General features: G+C 50.8%; 17 protein-coding genes. 2 read left to right on the forward strand and 15 right to left on the reverse strand.

Annotated features, from left to right (window positions below; translation table 11 throughout):
• Positions 1-866: 866 nt before the first annotated feature.
• A complete protein-coding gene (locus tag H8F22_RS33260; protein WP_352231495.1) occupies positions 867-1,349 on the reverse strand; it encodes a helix-turn-helix domain-containing protein in 483 nt (160 codons plus the stop codon).
• Positions 1,350-2,885: 1,536 nt separating this feature from the next.
• On the opposite strand from H8F22_RS33260, the gene H8F22_RS31795 reads away from it, so the two are divergent.
• Entirely contained in the window at positions 2,886-3,956 is a 1,071-nt protein-coding gene (locus H8F22_RS31795) for a ParM/StbA family protein (RefSeq protein ID WP_011923011.1), read from the forward strand.
• Positions 3,949-4,557: a hypothetical protein gene (locus H8F22_RS31800; protein WP_078466101.1), complete on the forward strand. Its 609-nt coding sequence runs from the start codon at positions 3,949-3,951 to the stop codon at positions 4,555-4,557. The genes H8F22_RS31795 and H8F22_RS31800 overlap by 8 nt, the downstream gene beginning before the upstream one ends.
• A 256-nt stretch (positions 4,558-4,813) precedes the next feature.
• Here H8F22_RS31800 and H8F22_RS31805 read toward each other — a convergent pair whose 3' ends face one another.
• The 14 genes from H8F22_RS31805 to H8F22_RS31870 form a co-directional block, all read right to left on the reverse strand.
• Positions 4,814-5,257 (reverse strand): hypothetical protein, encoded by a 444-nt coding sequence (locus H8F22_RS31805; RefSeq protein WP_078466103.1) that lies wholly within the window; start codon positions 5,255-5,257, stop codon positions 4,814-4,816.
• Between the two features lie 42 nt (positions 5,258-5,299).
• The gene (locus H8F22_RS31810) at positions 5,300-5,836 is read right to left on the reverse strand and encodes a hypothetical protein (RefSeq protein ID WP_153045994.1); all 537 of its coding nucleotides are present in this window, start codon (positions 5,834-5,836) and stop codon (positions 5,300-5,302) included.
• A gap of 8 nt (positions 5,837-5,844) precedes the next feature.
• Positions 5,845-6,795 (reverse strand): hypothetical protein, encoded by a 951-nt coding sequence (locus tag H8F22_RS31815; protein ID WP_078466105.1) that lies wholly within the window; start codon positions 6,793-6,795, stop codon positions 5,845-5,847.
• Between the two features lie 160 nt (positions 6,796-6,955).
• Positions 6,956-8,986, reverse strand: coding sequence for a hypothetical protein (locus H8F22_RS31820; RefSeq protein WP_078466106.1), 2,031 nt, complete (start codon positions 8,984-8,986; stop codon positions 6,956-6,958).
• A complete protein-coding gene (locus H8F22_RS31825) occupies positions 8,986-10,389 on the reverse strand; it encodes a hypothetical protein (protein WP_228759037.1) in 1,404 nt (467 codons plus the stop codon). Before H8F22_RS31825 ends, H8F22_RS31820 begins: the two co-directional genes overlap by 1 nt.
• A complete protein-coding gene (gene traF, locus H8F22_RS31830) occupies positions 10,386-11,267 on the reverse strand; it encodes a conjugal transfer protein TraF (RefSeq protein ID WP_078466108.1) in 882 nt (293 codons plus the stop codon). The genes H8F22_RS31825 and traF overlap by 4 nt, the downstream gene beginning before the upstream one ends.
• A gap of 7 nt (positions 11,268-11,274) precedes the next feature.
• On the reverse strand, positions 11,275-12,072 hold the full coding sequence (locus H8F22_RS31835; protein ID WP_078466109.1) for an SEL1-like repeat protein: 798 nt from the start codon (positions 12,070-12,072) through the stop codon (positions 11,275-11,277).
• Positions 12,041-12,730 (reverse strand): transglycosylase SLT domain-containing protein, encoded by a 690-nt coding sequence (locus H8F22_RS31840; protein ID WP_078466110.1) that lies wholly within the window; start codon positions 12,728-12,730, stop codon positions 12,041-12,043. The genes H8F22_RS31835 and H8F22_RS31840 overlap by 32 nt, the downstream gene beginning before the upstream one ends.
• Positions 12,727-13,386: a hypothetical protein gene (locus H8F22_RS31845; protein WP_011923001.1), complete on the reverse strand. Its 660-nt coding sequence runs from the start codon at positions 13,384-13,386 to the stop codon at positions 12,727-12,729. Before H8F22_RS31845 ends, H8F22_RS31840 begins: the two co-directional genes overlap by 4 nt.
• Complete coding sequence (locus H8F22_RS31850) at positions 13,367-14,689, reverse strand: hypothetical protein (protein ID WP_153045995.1); 1,323 nt, start codon at positions 14,687-14,689, stop codon at positions 13,367-13,369. The genes H8F22_RS31845 and H8F22_RS31850 overlap by 20 nt, the downstream gene beginning before the upstream one ends.
• Positions 14,686-15,063: a hypothetical protein gene (locus H8F22_RS31855; protein WP_078466112.1), complete on the reverse strand. Its 378-nt coding sequence runs from the start codon at positions 15,061-15,063 to the stop codon at positions 14,686-14,688. Before H8F22_RS31855 ends, H8F22_RS31850 begins: the two co-directional genes overlap by 4 nt.
• Complete coding sequence (locus H8F22_RS31860) at positions 15,047-17,929, reverse strand: VirB4 family type IV secretion system protein (protein WP_078466113.1); 2,883 nt, start codon at positions 17,927-17,929, stop codon at positions 15,047-15,049. Before H8F22_RS31860 ends, H8F22_RS31855 begins: the two co-directional genes overlap by 17 nt.
• Positions 17,922-18,398, reverse strand: coding sequence for a hypothetical protein (locus tag H8F22_RS31865; RefSeq protein WP_078466114.1), 477 nt, complete (start codon positions 18,396-18,398; stop codon positions 17,922-17,924). The genes H8F22_RS31860 and H8F22_RS31865 overlap by 8 nt, the downstream gene beginning before the upstream one ends.
• Entirely contained in the window at positions 18,386-18,709 is a 324-nt protein-coding gene (locus H8F22_RS31870; RefSeq protein WP_078466163.1) for a TraV family lipoprotein, read from the reverse strand. Before H8F22_RS31870 ends, H8F22_RS31865 begins: the two co-directional genes overlap by 13 nt.
• Between the last annotated feature and the right edge of the window lie 40 nt (positions 18,710-18,749).

Raw genomic sequence — 18,749 nt, forward strand, 5'->3', positions numbered from 1 at the left:
CTCTAGTGTGTTCCGATTTCCGAACTTAATAGCCTACCTGGATAGCCAGGGATCTCAGCTTGAGGGTTTGGAGCTTGTCACGGGCTGCTGGATCTTTCTTGCAGGTCACGGTTGTCACTAATCGGATCTGACGAATCCCGAATATTCCTAACACCAACTGAGTGCGCGCCGCAGCCTGCCTTCTTTGAGGGGTCGCAGACCGATCTAGTTATGGGGGAGGGCTCGAGCCCTACGGCGCAGCCTATGCCATGAGCCAAATCTTATGGTGGCTGATACTGAGTGATCGGTAGATGGTCACAGCCGCTGAACAGGTTGCCCTATTAGGTCATTCGTGAAATGGGCCTTCTTTCGCCGAGCGCGAGCTAAAAGCTAAAGACCCATGCATCACCTAGTGTGAGCGTTGTGATGATGAAACCTGGCTGTCTGGTACTGACTCTATGAGGTGTCGGTTGGCGAGCTAAGGTCATTCTTGGCTGATGCGATTTTCCATCGTGTAGAGCATCACTGACATCTTTTGTCTGCTGGGAACGGAGGAGTGCCGCAGGCCGGCTGGGTCTACCTTGGTACGTAAGGTCGTAAACGCGCTCAAGGGTATTCCAACGCCCGGCCCTACCCTGGCGGCAAAGAAAGCGTTTTGCCTCCCCTGTCTTCAGGGAGTTCAGGCAATGCACGATGCTCATGTCTTTACCGTTACAGCCCTTAGCAATGATCACGGGCTCTCCAGCGAGAAAAGCAGGGCTGTAACCACCAGTAGCAATGATGTGCACCCCATCGACCCAATCAGTTAAGACCCCTTGAGTGCGCCCCCCGCCTCTTATGGGATCGTTGTTCTCCAAACCTCTTGCTTGCAATCGAAGTGCTGCCGCCTAACAAGGGAACAAAATGACGGGCACGCCGTGAGTGCGACATATCTCAGTGATTACTGCTGCAGTTGGTAGGCCGGCAGCATTTGCGGGAAGCGCAATGGCATGAGGTTCGCTCTTCTCAATGAACGTAAGAAGCAGAGATAGGCATCCAGCTCGGCTCGTCGCGGCAAGCGGAATGCTAGCTGCCGTCTGACCGAGGATTCGGTGACCTGCCTGAACCTTAACCACGAGCTCCTGTAGAAGACTGCTTTGGATGTACCACACAGTTGCAGTCGTCAGAGTTCCGAGGCGGTAAGCATCAACAGAGGACCTAAGCCAATACCGCCGACCACCCCCTGTCTCTCCGTCATGTTCAAGAGTTTTTAGAGCAACCATGCGTTGGAGTGTGTTGCGGTGGATTCCGAGGATTGAGCTGACCTCAGACCCCCTCAGCTGATCAGTTGGTTGTGGAGCGTGGTGCTTTTGGCTAGAGCGTTTTGGCATTCAAGAACTCATTTTCGAACATTTGTGATAACCCGTTGAAATAGAATCGGATTTATCAGAATCGCAGAAGGGCCCGTATTATTACATTAGACGGGGATTTAACTAATTTCCCGCCTACTCTATGTTGTCGGATGCAGCCGGCCGGGAGCACCATCGGCATATCCGTAATGTGCATTCCGACACTAAATGAGTCCAAAAACAACCGGAATTGACTAATGGATTTCGTATGGTGCTTTTGAGGTGCGTTGCTGGGCAATAAGGGGATAATTGTCGTGTGCCAGTGGGTTTTAGTCAGGCGTTACGAGGGCGTATGACGTTTGCGTTCGAATGCTTATACCTATGTGATTGGGGCATCAGTGGGCAGTCAGTAGTGTTGCTTAGGTGTGTCAGAAGGTGCTGCCGGGCTTTGGAGGTGCGCTACGAGTGCCTAAAGGGATTTTGCAGTGCTCTCTAAGACACCGTATTGGTCGTAAACAGCAATAACCACAGTTTTGAGGTTGATCTGTGCGTAGAAATGTTCGTGATGTTGAGCTGGCAGGTCCGTTCCTTCAAAAGCTCGCCGAGATGACAGAGAGGCGAGAGCACCTCTTGATGGGGATCGTCGACCAGATGGCTTTTGTCCAAACTACACTTCAGCAACTTGCTGACAAGGTTAGGTCCTACGAAGGAGGCTGGGCACAGAGACGCTCTCAGGATGGCTGGTCATTAATGTGGATGTGGCGAGCAAGCGAGAAGGTTGGGCGGGTTTCGTGTGTAGAGGTGTACCTGTCGAAGGGAACAAAGAAAGATGGCGATTTCCACCGCGTTTCATTGAGGACAGTGGAGGCACGTCTTGCTCACATGACTCCGATCCTCGGTGCCAAAAGGACTAAATCGTTTTCCAGAGACCTTGAATTGTTCCTCAATGCAGCGAGGCGAGCGGTACGTTGGGTGAATGCATTTCCTGGTAATGATCTCGGGATCCTTGTTCCGAAATCAAAGGCTTCCGGGCTAGATGAGTGGATCTCGGCATTGGCAGTGTCCTGCGAGACCCGAAGCGCTAAGGCTGCCGGTTTGATCGAGAAGTACCTTGAGTTGGATAGTGAATTAAATCAGCTAGCTTTTGAGTTCAATGAAGCGCGACAACCGGTAAGATTCAGGTCGATCATTTGCAGGCGTGAATGCCCTGCTCTCGATCCGCTGTCCCCTGCGGAGCCGCGATACAGGGTGGTTGAATACTTCGACCGCCGGACAGGTAAGCGAAGTAGCCGAGATGTCAGCAGCTACAAGCAAAGGCTAAACCAGCAGAAGGTACGAGAGCGTCTTGCGCTCTCACTGGGTCGCCCTCCAACTGAGGCCGATTTGTCTGCTGTCATATCAACTAGACCAAGCCGAAAGCCAACGCCATGGCTGACAGCCGAGCTGATTTCTCACTGTCATCTAGGCAAGCATTCGGGAAGCATCAACAGACACCAAAAAAATATGGTGGCGATTCTGGAAGAGTGGGGCTCGTTGAGAGTCCTTATCCGAGCGCTACTCTGAGTAGAAGGAAAAATAATGTCTCATTCTATCGAACAGCTGATTGCGATCGACCTTGGTAACGGCACCACCAGTTACATCGCAGGTGCTGGCGAAATTCGAGGGTCTTTTGCGTCACTTGTTGCACCTGCTCAATCGAACCAAGGCCTGGGTGGTGGCTTCACCCGTGAGTCTTTCAAGACAAAGTTCGGATCTTTCTACATCGGCGATGACTGCCGGGAAGATGGTGCTGCCCCCCGTAGCACTGACTCGAGCTATTACAGTTCAGAAAGCATTAAGGTTCTGTTCCTCAAGGTCTTGAAAGAGGTTGGTCAGAAAAATCCGATCATCGTGACGGGGCTGCCGACTGAGTTTTTCAAGCTTCGCCGCAACGAGTTTGCCTCCGATCTCAAAAAATGGGCTATCGAAGAAGGTTACCAACCAGCAAGCGTCAATGTGCTACCACAATACGTTGGCCCATGGTTCGACCCTGAACTGTTGGATCCGGAAGGGAAAGTCATTGATCCCCGTGTTGTGATGGAGGGGAAACTTGGAATTATTGATATCGGCCAGGGCACCACAGATGCCGGACAATTCGTCGACGGCAAGGTGAGTTCTGACGATAAGCTACGTTGGGGTGAATCTAGCGGGGTTTCTGACATCCACAAGAAACTGTTTACACAGCTAAAGCAGGTGGATGCACTAAATACTATCCTGCCGGCAAAGTCCCGACTGCCTAAGGATTTCTCTCTCGACGCTCAGACTACTGAGTACACGATGGATACCTGGCTGAGGAAAGGCTTCATCCCGTGGCGCGGATCCAGGATCGATATTGATCCCATCAGCCTACCTGCACGGCAAGAGTTCGCAGATGACGTGGTCGTACGGTGTATCAACACCGTCTGGGGGAAGACTGACTTCATGGCCGGTATGGTGGTGGCTGGTGGTGGTGCAATTGTTCTGGGGAGGAAACTCCTCCAAACGTATATCAACACGGTGATCTACATGGCCAAGGATCCTGAGAACTCGATCGTGCGTGGCTATCATCGTTTTTACGTAACGCAGAACTTCAAGGAGCAGGCCCGGATGAAGGTAGCTCAGCGTGGCTGAGACCCAGAGCGTTGTGATCCGGGAAAGGCTTTATCCAGAGATGCATGAAGCCCTTGTCGAGGTCCTAGCAAAATACCCCCGACAAGCTGGTAATCAGGTTGTGCTGGCTATGTCAGAAGCGTGCTTGAGCTTTTGCCCCATTTCTGAGGCCGACTACAACGTAGCCGACGGCGGTGAATTTCAGAACGTAAAATTTACACTGTCGGCAGAGAAGTATCCGAAGTTATATGCGTTGTATCGGGCACTTCCGAGGGGGGTCAAGGGGCAAGCGATCATCAACTTACTGAACCGTCATCAACTATTTAGGCAAGCTGATCCGGGTAAGGTTAACGATGCTCTGAATGAGGCGCTGCTCGGTAGAAAGGTCACAGACGGATCATCGACCGACCTGGCCAACACGAAGATGGGTGTAAGTGCAGAAATCGAAAGGGAGGTTGTGGCGAGACCAGTTGCTATGGTCGTGTCCAGCGTAGATCAGGCCAGCATTGAACCTGCTCCGGGCAACTTCACAACTGGAACGAAGCCACCGGTTGAAGCGTTGGTAATTCAGGTGGAAGTGGATGATCCATTGGCTGATTTGCCACCTATGGATTTCTCCTAGATAACCCATACGTCCAGCAGCCCTTCGTCCAGGAGGGCTGCAACTCTCACCTCGCCATCCCAACGAACGAAACAATCAAGAACACGGGCCAACTGTCGCGGTGTACCGTCGCATGTGAGAAGTGGTGGTAATGCTTGAGTATGGGGGAGAACCTTGACCGCCTCCTGGGTGACCGATAAAACGGTCACGCCCTCTACAAAGTTGTTGAGCAGGGTGGTCACCATAGTGTGAATTGGAGCTGCTGCAGTAGACATCATCAAAACCCTTCCACCCAAAATAGACCTTCAGTTGCATAGATTCGAACATTCGGACGCCGAGATCTGAACCAGGTCAGCGCATAGTTGAGAAAGCCTGGATTATCAGCTTCGATAGGGGGGTCTATGTTGGGGATACGGTCAACCAGGCTGTAGTTAACGTGAGCCACACCCTGAGATTCGGACAGAACGAGATCAAGAGAAACGCCTGTATGCTCGGGAAGGCTCAGTGCGAGATCTGAAAGCCAGAGATTGAAGTCCAGCTGCGACAGCGACCCGAATACACCGACCTTCGCCTGTGAAGCCGAGCGCGCGAGAAAGATATTCGCACTTGGGAGCCAGTTAGGCAGCAGATGGTTGACATCGAATGCGTCCGCCTCCTGAAGATAGCCGACATCAACGTTATAGGTTTGCATCTCTTTCTTGCTCCGAATCTGGATCAACATATTTTGATTTCTAGGTGGTGGCACGGTCTGGATCGGGGCAAATTAGGCAGATCGAACTAGAGCTTTACGGTATACCTTCATGCTCGACATCCAACCAGCTGTCACATACTCAATAGGCGGAACGCTCAGCCCAGCGCCTGCTGCCTCATGGAATCCAGCATCGAAATTCGAGATAAACGGAATTTCGAAAATCCCGTTTGCAGCTAGTTGCTCACGGACCGCCACTGCGTCAGCAGCTGAAAGACTTGGCAGCAAGTCGATAGCCTGGATCACAACATCTTCGCCCTCTGAGACAGGTATGTGTGGTACGAAGGGGGCTGTGGCCGAGACCAATTCGAAATCTCGGTACGCGCGTTTAACTTCACCCTGGATGCGCGCTACAAAGGTCAGACGTTCAAGCACGGCACCTATTGTGATTGTCCATGGAAAAGGATTCACTAACTCGTCAGCGGTGGAAACTAGTTGAACGCCGAATGGGACCAGACCCAGCTCTGGTCCAGATTCGTCACAGCGAATCAAATTCCCAAGTGAGTCTAGGCAGTAAGAGGGATACACATTGTCATTAACCGTGAAAATCACTGCGCCTATCATTTCGAGTTCATAATCTCTTGGAAGGTTTCTAGGACCTTGCCCACGCCGGTCTCGATGTAGTGCTGTCCATAGTAGCCTTGGGTTGGTGGTCGTGCTGAGTCCGCTTTCTCACTGACGGCCACCTTGGCGTAAGGCCCACCAACATCAGCAACAATGGCAGCCTGAACGCGCTGAACCGTGGCCGCGTCATTTTTTTGAGGAAGCCAGGCACGTGTAACAACACCTTCAGGATTCACTAGGAAGACCATAGTAGGCCAGATGTCATAAAAGGGACTTTTTTCGTCTTCCATCCCGCCCCACGAATCGATCACAAACTTGCGGCCTACAGCCGTGTCGCCTTCCCCAAGGTTCAGGTATGGCTTGATCCAGTCCTTGTAGCCCAAGCGCTCACCTCCAGACAGGCGGGATACAGGCGAGACAAAGTAATTGTCCACGCACATACGAAAAGCTTTTTCACAGGGCTCGTTGTTCCAGGTCAACCAAAAACCTCTGTATGCATCGTTGCTCTGCATCAGGGATTGCGGGAGACCATCGTAGCCCAGGAAGTTGAGCTCAACGTCTACGTGATTTTCCTTGAGCCACTTGCTCACCCCACCGATAAAAAAGCTTTCCTTCTTAGACCGCTCGGCTGCCGAATCTGCTCGAGCAAACCCATGTTGCAGCATGCTCAAATCATTTTTCGGCGCCTTGTAGTCCGAATACACGTTGGAAGCGACCCACAGTGACCAACCCTTCGGTTTCCAATTGGCTTTCTCGAAAAACCAAGCTTGTCCGGATTGAGCGTTGGAATCCTGTACGCTCTTCAAACCGAAGGTCGAGCCTGGCAACCGGAATTCTGGTTGGTCGACGACGCTTCCGCCGATCCATTTCGTGGAGGTCGGATTCGATGAGTCCCCGCAACCTGCGATCGCCACTGCAATCAGTGCCACAACCATTAATTTTTTCATAATTCATCTCCGTGATCTGGACACGAACTGTTTTAACAGGTCAGCCCAGGATTCCAAGTCTCAGCGCAGGTTTAATGGGATGGGATTATGAAGGGCTTCCTTGATCAGTACCAAACGTGAACGGCTCGGGCAAAGAAAAGCCCGCTCGCGCGGGCTTTGATTAGGGCTTGTTTGGCCCCTTTGGAGTATCTGGACCCGGTGGGGTCGGGGGCGGCAACGCGGGGAGATTAGGTTTTGGAGGCGGTGAGCTTGGCTTAGCGAGCCTTTTGCTGGCTTGGGAGGCTGATCCAGCAGAAGCTTTCGGGAGCGATTGGACAATATTTGTAGCTCGGTAAGCCCCAGTTGTTGCGCCTGCTGCACCGTTAGCTGCCGAACCTGCTCCCGAGACAACTCGCCCGAGGGCGCCAGCAAGCTTGGCCGGTCCACCAACGAGACTCAATGCAGCACTGCCGAGTTTGACTGCTGCACCAATCACAGCACCACCGGTTGCGGCCATTCCAGAAGCTGCGCCGGCTGGGTTAAATCCTGAAAGACCTTTGACATCATCCCAAATCAGCATTTTAGCAATAACTATCTCTACAGCAGTCAAAGCCATGAAGATAATATATTGTGCAGAGCCTGCTGAAATGAGCAGGGGATAGTTCTCATAAATGTTGCCCGAAGTTAGCCCTGTCATCAGCTCCCCATTCATTGCAAGCAATGTAGCAGCCATTGTTAAACAAAGGTTGTTGACGAATGGGATCATGAAAGCAAAGCTAAGAATTTTAACAAAGCTAATCAGAATGCTCGGATTAACAAAAACCGCAAATACACATATCACCGGGAAGAGCACAACCATCATCCCTGCGAGCATGGCGCAGCCATTGATCATTGCAGGTACCTTGAAGGTAAGCATCCATTCTTTAAATGCTTTGCCGACGTCCTGGATCTTGGTCATTATGCTGTCAGCTGCATCGCTGATCCCCCAGTTCATGTCCTGACCATTACGGCGTTCAGAGCCAATAATAGGAAGCGAACTATCTGAAAACTTATCTCGCTGCTCAATCATATTGTTTATGTTTTTGATCATGAGGGTCTGGGCTTCAGTCTGATCTCTCATATATGAGGATCTTTGAGCCATTGGAACCTCTTCTCTGATTGCATCAGTCCAATTCTGAACGGCCTTTGTCACCATGCCATACATTTGGAGGCAGTTTTTAGGGTAGAACCTAACTTCTTGTCCCGCGGCGACCGATGAGCCCTCAGTTAGCTGTGGGTTGCTATACATTGAGCTATCGGCATTGTCAGTAGTTTTATCGAACTCCGAGGCGCCTTCATTTGCTTTGGATGGGAAATACTGTCTTACCCAATACTCTTTTGAAGGTAAAAGATAGCCCCCGGGTTTGACATTATTGCCTCGGAACGGATTCTGATCTTCAGGTATATTGAGTAGTGCGGTTCTGCCGGCGTCCACCTTATCGGCTACCTCGCTGTCTGCGAAATACCTTCTCCATGAATTGATTGATAACCCAAGGCCAAGAACGTTCATCGGCGATGCACTTCCAACCTTGTTGCCAGCCTCCATTTCTTCATACTGCTCCTTGCTAAGTTGACTCACTTCAACAGGGTTTATCATTGTTGAACCGTAGAGACCAACTGATTGTCCTACGAGCCGGGTATCTGGGGTGCTACCAGCCGTAGCAGACAGCGCACCTTGACATTTATCTATATAGTCTTGGTACATATCCTTTACAGGGCTATTGGCGAATTTCTTGAGTGTCCCCTCGTTTGTCACATGATAAGCATTTTCAAATGCCAGGCTCATTGCCGTTTCTTTATTTACATTATCCAGAGCTGATTTGAAAAGCTGATAAATATTGCCAATAATTGAAACTGACCAGCCAGCACCCGCCGATAGTCCTACGCTTCCACCAGCGGGCCCAATTTTATAGTTACCTGGCTGTAGGAGCATGGCAACCAAAAGTACAACACCTATAGCGCTCGCAGCTGTCTTGAGCTTATCTGCAGGTGCTTTCAGGGTCAAAATACTTACCCAGGCAAGTCCTCCCCACAGACAGAGGTTCATCGCCGCCACAGTGAAGGACTGGTTATAAGCCTGCCACATGTTGATGTAATGACTAACAAGATCGCCAAAATTGGAATTGACGATCTGTAGGTAGTCAAAATTTTCAATATCAGTCGAGTCTGACATTAGTTCGTTACCTGTTGGACACTCGCGAATACTTTGTTGCGTTCTTGATCGTGTTTGATTCGTGCCTGAAGGGCGATGTATTGTTGGCGAAGGCCCGCAACAGAGGTTTTAGTGCGGCTGATAACCTCATCACTCAGGATTACGTTATCAGGTTGATTGGCGATACCGCTTGAAACGCCAATTTCAATCTTGGAAATTACGTCGTCCAGCTCTTTCATCATTCCGAGCGTTGATAATTGGCGCTCTGTTGAAATGAACATGGCCGGGCTCGATCTGGCAAGGTTTCGCATGTATTGATGTTCGTTCTCGCTGACAACGATGTCAGCTCGAGAGATCAGATCTTTATATGCCTGTGTATTTTTGAAGGATGCGGCATCTGCAGAGTAAACAGCTTTGTACAGGTCCATGTATTCAGTGGTCAGGGTTTTCGAAAGGTTCTCAATGTTTTCAGTGCGCGGGGTTACCGAGGCAGCATCATTGTTGAAACCATACGAAGGTACGAGGCCACCATATTTCTTGATGTCATCACAACCAAGTTCCGATGCCGCGAGCACCAGGCCGGCGCTACCATCTTGTGGGTCATTGCTGCATGATTTACCGCTAACAGAAGCTTTAACTGAGCCAGTGCCGCCGGTTCCTGTTCCAGACCCAGTGCCAGCGCCTTTATTTGTTCCGCCCGAGACAGAGGAATTCCAACCAACCAGCCCGCCAGTAGCGCTCGACACCTTTCCCATCATTGCGTTGGCGCGATCGGAGGTTTTCTGCTTGAACTCCCCCATTTGGTTGAGAAGAGATCCGGTTAAACCCTCACCTGCCATGCATTTTGAGCTTTTATAGCCCTCGTCCACAGTACAGTCGGCTTCAGCTAGGGTTTGCTTTTTCTCGTCATATGCCTTGTCGGCCAGAGACCGTACGCCCGAGCAGGTCATGTTTGAGAGGTCCAAGCCAAACTGACCAACGCTATTAAGCTGGTCGATCACAGACTTGATGGTCGGCTGGCTGTAGGCTAAATACATGATGGCAAGCGCCGGAGCATTTTGGATGAACTGTTCAACCATCTCCTGGTACTGGCCCAGTTGACCATCTAGTACAGTGCTAAGATTGAGCCCATTACAACCCACGCCAACTTCAGTAGCGCCGTAGCCATTTACTACTGAAGTCCGCTGGTCTTGGAATGGGGTGAAGGTATCGAAGGAAAAGCTGCCTCCTTTGTTCGCGTCGTTCACCGCGCTCCCTTTCACGGATTCACCAAACAGGCCTGTAACGTCGTCCATGCGGCGTGTCCAGGGAGAGTCCGACCCGTCAGCCCCAAAATCAATTGACGCTGCGAAAGTATTTGTTGACATCACAGCAGAGACTGTCAGCGCGAGGATCGATTTGATATAGCGTGATTTCATTTTCATGCGCCTTTCTTCTCTGGCTGGATATATGTCATAGCCTGAAAGTGATCTTCAAGCTGGCGAAGTGTTCTGTTACCGACAATACTTTTGCGTCTGTTGACCTTAGTGTTGTCGATCCATGAAATTGGCCATGACGTCACTCCCAGCTTTTGCAAACTAATACGTTCTTCGCGAGAAAGTACGCGTCCAGACAATCCTCGTTGAGTTACATGCTTTGTGAAGGCATCACGATCACCGTCAAGTTGAAATATCTTTATTTTAAGCTTTGGATATTTTTGTTGGACAGTGGAAAGGATTTGTAGCTGTTTTTCACAGACAGGGCAGGTTGACTCTACGAACACAGACATACTCACGTTGTCGGTATCTATGTATTTTACTTCCTTAGCCTTCTCAGTAGCAGCATCAAGTCCTTTAATGTTTTTCAGGTCTCCGTTTTGCCACATTGCCATTTTGTAGAGTTCGGCGGACTTGTGGTACTCACCCCAGGTTTTATCCATATAAGAGACAAGCTCTGATGCCGCCTCAGGGGTTTGGTTGAGCTGAAGGTTGATTACGGCGCTTGGCGTTCCCGGTTGAAAGTTAAACTCCACACCATTTTTGCCAATCATTCGCATAGGCGCTTGTGGGTTCTTCTTCGCGTTCCGGTTCAACTCAGAGCAATTTTTCATCCAGTCCATATTCTGGCAGTCGAGAATATTTGGAAGCTTGTCGATTTCAGCGTTCTGACGATCATCGTTGTACTTGTCAACTTTTGCCATCGCTACTGCGATAGCGTTTGACAACGCTTCATTTGGACTTGATGCGTCGGAAAGTACGAAAGGTGCATTGGAGACAAAACATCCAACCAGAAAGGCGAGAGAGATCTTAATTGAAGTTTTCATACTTTCCTTACCTAAGAACAGCAGACAGTTCGGTGATTACAGACTGAGCATTGCTCAATATTTTTGGTTGTCCATTTTGAGGGACTAGCACGATAGCTGGAGTTGAGCGGACACCATATTTCAGTGCTTCAGAGCCGTTCATATCAGGTCGGAATCCGGTCAACGGAAGATTTCCCGATGCTGGAGTAAAAACACGTCGAGGATTCCAGTTAGCTTGATCAATTAATACATAATATTGAAAGTCAACCTTTTCCCCAAATCGGGCTTTAGCATCGTTTGATATCTTCACTAACTCTGCAACATTGCTTGCATTTTCGGTGATGAACATCTTTATGGTTGCAACCGGTTCAACCAATCGTTGGTCGCCAACAAACCGACCGATTTGTGACTGCATGCGCGCGTATGCTTGTTTTGCGCCCTCAATATCTTTCGGTACTGGAACACCGCTTGCACCGCCAATTGTTGGTGTTTGACCACGCTGGCCAAGCATTCCCTGGACCTGAGATAGCATTGCAGCACTACCCTTATGTCCTCGATCAGCTGCAGCTTTAAAAAAAGTAGCTGCTCGCTCCAGATTATTCGGATATTCGGGAGATCTCAGCATTAGATCACCAAGGTGATACATGGCAATAATGTTGCCTTTCTTGGCCTCAGGAAAAAGGATGTCCCATGCTTTCTGTTTTTCGCCTTTTAGAATAGCCATGATGCCTTCGCCGACTCTTTGGTCGGTAGTGGGCTCAATAACGCTGGCCATTACATTGGTTGAAATGAAGCTAGCGAGCAGCAGCCATAGATACGGTCGCAAGTCGTTTCTCCTCGTTGTACTTTGGTATGAAATATTCGAGATATTTCTTGCGGTAAACCGGGGTTGCTGAGTGGTAATAGCCAACGGCCTCGATCTCGTTCTTGTGCTTCTTTTTAAGTTCTGCAATACGAGTCGCTGCGAATTCAAGGTTGTAATGCGGATCAAACCATGTCTGAACAGTCGCAATTCCTTGACCGTTCCAACGGTAATTAACTTGAGCAATCCCTATATCTGTATTTATTAGTCTTAGTGCTCGAACCCGCACCTCTCCTTTGTTGACCACTTTGCTGTCATCTACCCGCAAAATCAGTCGACCTGAATCTCGAATGCTTTTCGCATAAGAATTCGCACTAGCCTGAGAGGTGAAGAACCGGCGGAACCGCTCTCCTTTCAAGGAGATGGCTTTGACCATCCAAGGTGCTTTGGTTAGTGACCAGAGCACTCTTACTGCGGTTTCTTTATCTTGGTAGCGGAAAGGTTCTCCATCAGCGTTGAAAGTCCATGGGTTTTTGTTTGACTCATGCGCTGCTATCGCACGCAGCACGATTGGATCAACGCCGTGGTTTCGAGCTGCACGATCAATCATCGAGTCATAAGGTGAGCAGATTGCATTAGCAGCGTTAAGTGCCAGTGCAAGCGCGACAATGGATCGAATCACACCCGTACTCCGTCGATGGTATGGAAACTGTGTTTCTGCAACCAAGCGATGGTTCTGGCGCGCTCCGGAAAGCTTCGATCAAGACGCCTGAAAAGGGGAGGATGGGGGTCTTCAGGGCTTGTACCCAATTGCTCGTGGAGCATTTCGTGATGGGTCACATATTTGACAACGCACCTGGGGGCATCATGACCTAAGGACTTACTCAAGCCTTGATGAATCAGGATGACCTTCTGGCCATCAATCACTTCCGTACTTCCGGCTGGTACGAACAGAGTGTCGGTGCTAACGCGGTTGATGCGTCGGGCAATTTTGTCCCAGTCAGCTACACGTAGCTTTTGAAGGACCTTGATGTAGAGCTTGGATGCTTCTTCATGATTTATAGCAACGAACGGCTCAAGCGCGCTCTTGGCAGCTACATAGTCCTGCTTTACGAACAGAACTACTGCGGCCTCCAGGGCACATAGCTGGGCCTGAGTTAGATCGCCTGGATGTAGCTTGGGTTCGTCTGCCTCGCTTGCGCTGGGAATTCCCCAGCGCACGGGGACATGGTTAGGTGCACGGAAATGACACTCTGAGACCTCAGCAGCTAGTCGCGCCAAAAACAGCTCGTCAGCGCTGCTGATCTGCTCATGAATGTTAAATCGACGGGCACCCATTTGGAGAACTCCAGAACTTATGGACTACTTGGCCATCCGAGTTCTGCAAATCGAGACGATCACCGGTGATTGCAACGCGATATCCATCGAGGAAATCGCCTTGGCCCACCATATTCTCCGCGCCGGCATCGACTACGAACGCATGAGCTACGCACGTGGTGCAATTACGCGCTGGTGGTGCTACTGCTTTCACGCAGAGTTTTGGTCTCGAGACAACCTTCGCCACTGGCGGTACAGCCTTGGTGGGCGATCGTTGTGCAACGCGGGCCGAGTGCTTAGGGTTGTGAGCTACAGCAGGTTTGGCTTGGGCAGGCTTGATGTTGCTACCTGGTTTCTTTGCCAATTGATCTTTGAGGGACTTGATTTCATTGTCCTTCTGAGCAAGCTGAGCTTTCATCTTCGTCACATCAGCCGCGTCTTTCTGCAGACTCGGTTTCTGACTACTATCCGGGTTTTGGAGTGAAGTGCTACCCAAAACAGGGTCATGTTTTTCAGCTGAAAGTGAGGCTAGTTTAGGGGGTGTTTCTCCCCCCACAGGCATCTCACCAAATGGTGAGCCCGAACCAGCAGTGATTGGTTCCGGCGCTACCTCTGGAGCAGCGGCGAATGGGCTGTTTGCTCCGCTTGGCAAAGGAAGCTGTTCCTTCGGCTGTGAGGCTGTTGCTCCAATTTCAAGAGGTGGTGGCTCATTGGCTAGCTGGGCAGGAAAGCCAAAACCGTCAGCAGGTATTGACCCTGAATCTTGCGCTGAAACAGTCTTGCCGCTAGCAACCAACGGCTTCTGCAATTGTCCGTCCAGCTGCAATTCGTCCAGTGTTTTTCCAATCGCCGGATCAACAACTGCTTGCTCGCCAAGTGCGGTAGGTAACCCGGCAGTCAAACCACCATCATGCATTTGTGGCAGCGATGGCTTGTCTTCATGCGCACTCGCATCGGCCGTGGACGGATGTGTTTCTGGAGGTGATTGATGAATCGCAACCGGTGTGAAAATACCGTTTTTAGCCATAACACCAAGGGCGACAACCACGGCCCCAAGCACGAGCTTTTTCTTTAACGACATCTTCTTTGGATCTGGCTTTGCTGGTACAGCCTGGTCCTGTGGGTCAATGAGGAGCGGATCGTTGTAATCGTCGATGTGCGGGCGTGGGGCGTCCTGAGATTCAATGACCTCAACGTTATCAGCGTCTGCGTCGGTGCCTGCGTCTCGTCGAGGCTTCTTCGTGCTTGCCGCAATAGTTGCTGCACCGCTTTTGATCTTGCCGATCAGATCGCCGAGACCGCCTGGTTTGTTTTGTTCACTCATTTTTCTGATCCGAGCAGGGGAAGGTAAGTAGGCGCCTCTTCGGAGAAGCGGCCTGGGGCAATTTGTACGCATTCTTCGTGTTCGGGTGACAACATCCCATTGACGACACGTGCGGGGATTTTCACTCCGCATTGAACTAGTGGGGCATCCCAAGTGAAGCGCTCGCGAGCCCGCATCTTTCCTTTCATGTCCGTTAGTACCTGGCTCACTCCTTCGGAGTAAGCGCGGCGCTCGAGTTCAGTATTCGGTGCGTACATTTCTTTGACTGGCTTGGTTTCGGTGTCAACGATCGTTTCGCGAGGTTCGTATTTATCAGTGCACCCAGCCGTGACGGCGATGCATAGAAGGGCGGCAGCCTTAAACAACTTGGCCATAACGTGCTCCGTATGGGTGAGTTTTTGATAGGTCGATGATTGCTTGCTGGCGGGCGACCGACGATTCAATTCTTTGCTCGTTTACGATTGCTTCAGTCCTAAGCTCTCGCATCCGGTAATCATCAGGGTGCGAGCTTGCAATCCACAAAGTCATCGGGGCTGAAAAGAGTCTAAATACACCTGAGTAATAGAGGCTCTGGCTGGTCCGCATCCTGTAGAACACCTCTGAATACATCGGAGGCAGCGAGGCTAGAGAGCGCCACAGATCGATTTCTTCGTCGGTGAATGCGAGTTCTTCTTTGGCAACTCTGTAGTCAGACTCCGAGCAGGCAAGGAAAAAGTAATGACTTGTGTTCTCGAGAATTCCGTCTTGCGAGTCGCCACCACCGCTCGTCTCTGCTTTGATCAGGTTCACAAAGTCTTTAACCGTCTGGCTTATCAGCAAGCAACCAGCACCATAACGGCGCAACTCACGATAAAAACTGGACAAGGCTTTTGCGGCGTTCGGATCGGACAGTGTTGCCCAGGCCTCATCGACAGCAACCACCTTTTTACGGCTGCGATCGAGCTTGAACTTGCAGTACAAGTCGATTTGGCGGAATAGAGCCAATGTCACAATGCCAAGCGCAGGGGACTTCGACATGCGCTGTGTTTCAAGTACCGTAAAATCGTTTTCCCAATCAACATCCAAGTAGCCATCGAAAATGGCGGCGAACGGACCAGTGCCGTAGTACAGCGTCAGGTTCTGTGCGAGAACCTCACCTTTCTGCTCATGGAAATTTGTCTTGATCAGGTGAGGGATGAAGTCCCTGAAGCGCGGCTCATCCATAGGCCGCGTCTCAACCCAGTCACGATAAAACTCCTCAAGTGCTTGGTATAGGAGAGATGAAGTCACCTTGGTTAGATTGGACTTGGTGGACCCTGAGCCGTCCCCGGCCTCCATCATCATGATCAGCATCCGTGCGACGAAGAAAATCTCGTCAAGCTCGGGCTTCACATTGCGATTATTCTCATCACGCTTGAGGGCAAATGGATTAATACAGATTGGGTCAATTGTGCGGCCGGAGACGGGCTCAACAAACCGCTCGGTCGTGAGGCGGACGTAATTACCATTCAACACCAGACAAAGGCTTTCGTACGAATCACCTTTGTCAATGATCCAGACCTTCGGTCTGTATTTCACCCTCAGGGCCATCAACAAATTGTTGAAAGTAAATGACTTACCTGAGCCTGTGGTCCCGCAGATCAACGAGTGAGCTGTGTTGACGCTGTTACCCCAAAGGTCCAAGAAGATCGGCTGACCAGCACGATTGTTCATCAGGATCGCAGGGTCGGGTACTCCTTGGTACTCAACAAACATTGGGGCCATGTGCGAAACGCTCTCCGTCAGGTGAGGAATGCTTCGCTTCAGCAGTTTCATGCTGGTCTGGCGGAAATTAAATGGCATGCTGTTACGGACCACAGCATCCCCACGCAATACTTCTTTGTGACCGATACGCCACAGCCGACGCTCAAGCGACATGGCTTGGTCGTCAATGATCTCTTTGTTGAATCCCATCAGATTGATGTGAACAGACAGGTCGAAAAACTGCTCCCGGTTGCTCGCGTTCTCTGAGGACACCTTGCTCCTTACAGCATCAAGGTCGCTACGCTGCCGTTCACGGGTTTCTTTGTCCCCTACGCGCATCGACTCCTTAGCCGCGATCATTCGACCGCGGATAGCTAGCCGGCTGGTCACGACAACAGCGCGTGGAACGCTCCAGTTCATTGTGATTAGACTTTCGGATTCAATCCCAGCCATGGCTACCTGGAGCATGCCAGGTGCGCTGCGAATCGGCTTGCCCATAACGGACACAGGACGGATGTAGTACGGGACGCCGCGGTCGTGAATTGTCCAGCCGTTAGGCTCCGTTTCTACATGCGCAAAGGTAGCTGTCGCAGCAAGGTTATCCCGGGTTTCAACGATGTCTGGATTATCCAGCGCATCAAGTATTGGTATGTCAGCCCTGTACTTCGGTGGCTCGATTTCAAAGCTCCGGACAGGGTTCATCAGCCCATAGTGAAGGTTGATGTAGCCTTGACCAGTCAAAACCTCAGGTTGGAAGCCATAGGTAGCCAGTGCTTGTTCGATCTCAGTGCAATACTGACCAAAAATCTTAGCGTGCCCGTTATAGGCACGCTCAGCCATTTTGTTTGCGTCTGCTAGCCCTACCGAAGCTAGCGCTGCTTTGACGGTAGTGTCAAAAAACTTCCCGAAAATGTATTCAGGCTGCCACATGAACACGATGTAGAAATCGTTTACGAAGGGGAAGCGGCCTTCCCGTACCTCGCGCTTGATTGCTTCAGACGCAGTTGCCCGGACATCTTCATCAGTCTCGTCCTGCTCAAGATCCGCAAGAGCATCGTCCTGCATCTTTTTCAGAGTGGCCGCAGTGGCATCGCCGAAGAATCCATTGGCCGATGTCGCAGCCGAAAACTGCCGGTCCATTATGGAGTGGGCGATTGCGGCGGCGAACTCACCGGCTTCAGGGTCAATCTGATCTTGATAGAGCCCCATGATCTGGCGGATGTCGCGATGTGTATGTCGCAGAAACTGCCCGGTGCTTCCCGCTGGATACTTGTTCAGAACGTCCGAGAAACTGCCGGTCACATCAAACAACATGTCGTTGTTGAACATGGACGCATCCACACCGGAAATCTTCCAAATCTTTGCGAACCGACCATCCAGCGTATGGAAATAGCGACCTTGCTGCTCGTATAGGAAGGCATCGGACAGCAGTTGAATTGGCATGCCGCCTTGATAGTTGCGACGACCCAGGCCAGCTAGCTCAGAGTCGTATAGGTGCAGATCAGACTTTTTAGCCATTCGTTGATACCTTCTGTGTTGCAGTAATCAGTCGCGATTCGGGGTAAACAGTGATGCGTGCTGAACTGACCCGGGAAACGTATTCAGCAATGTCACGAAGCGAATTCGGTGATGTGTTGATCAGCACGATTTCGTTCTGGTTTATCGCCGGGTCAAATTCCGTTTCATAACCACTTGCGGCCGAGGCCAAGTTAAGAATTTCACCTAGAGTCAGATTTTGTTTTTTGAAGATCTGAGGCCAAGGAATTTGATCCGGTGGGGGTAGCGGCCGGGTGTCAACTTCGTTGGGTTTCGTAAAGATTCTTCGATAAAGATCAACGTCGGGTTGGCGAACGGTGAGGTCCTGGCCTCTCCCTAGGATCTGCTTCTCGTAATACTCACGAATGGCATCTTTGTGGTATTGCGTGATCCCTTCGGCTTGAGCAATTGGGGCAAGTAAAAACAGTAGGCTCAGGATTAGTTTGCCCATCCCGCTTCCTCCATGATCACGTAGTCCCAGCGACCGCCATGCTTCACGCCTGTGCGCTTGTCGGCATATGGCACTACCCATACAGGTGCAACGACATCTGGATTTCGGATTGGATAGTAGGGATCGCTTGAACCAAGTTCAGGCCTGGCGCGCAACCCTTCACGCAGCAACCGGACAGTGTCAGCGCCACCAGAGGAGTTAACCGTGTCGTAGATCTGATCCATGGTTGCACTGTTCCGGAACGGTTCTTCATCAGTTGCGCAGCCGGTGAGGGCCATTGCCAAGAAGGAAAGAAGAATCAGCTTCTGCATGGTCTTTGGCTCACTCTTGTCACGTACGAGATTTGCACGC

The sequence above is a fragment of the Pseudomonas mucoides genome, from assembly GCF_015461845.1.
Classification (GTDB): Bacteria; Pseudomonadota; Gammaproteobacteria; order Pseudomonadales; family Pseudomonadaceae; genus Aquipseudomonas; species Aquipseudomonas mucoides.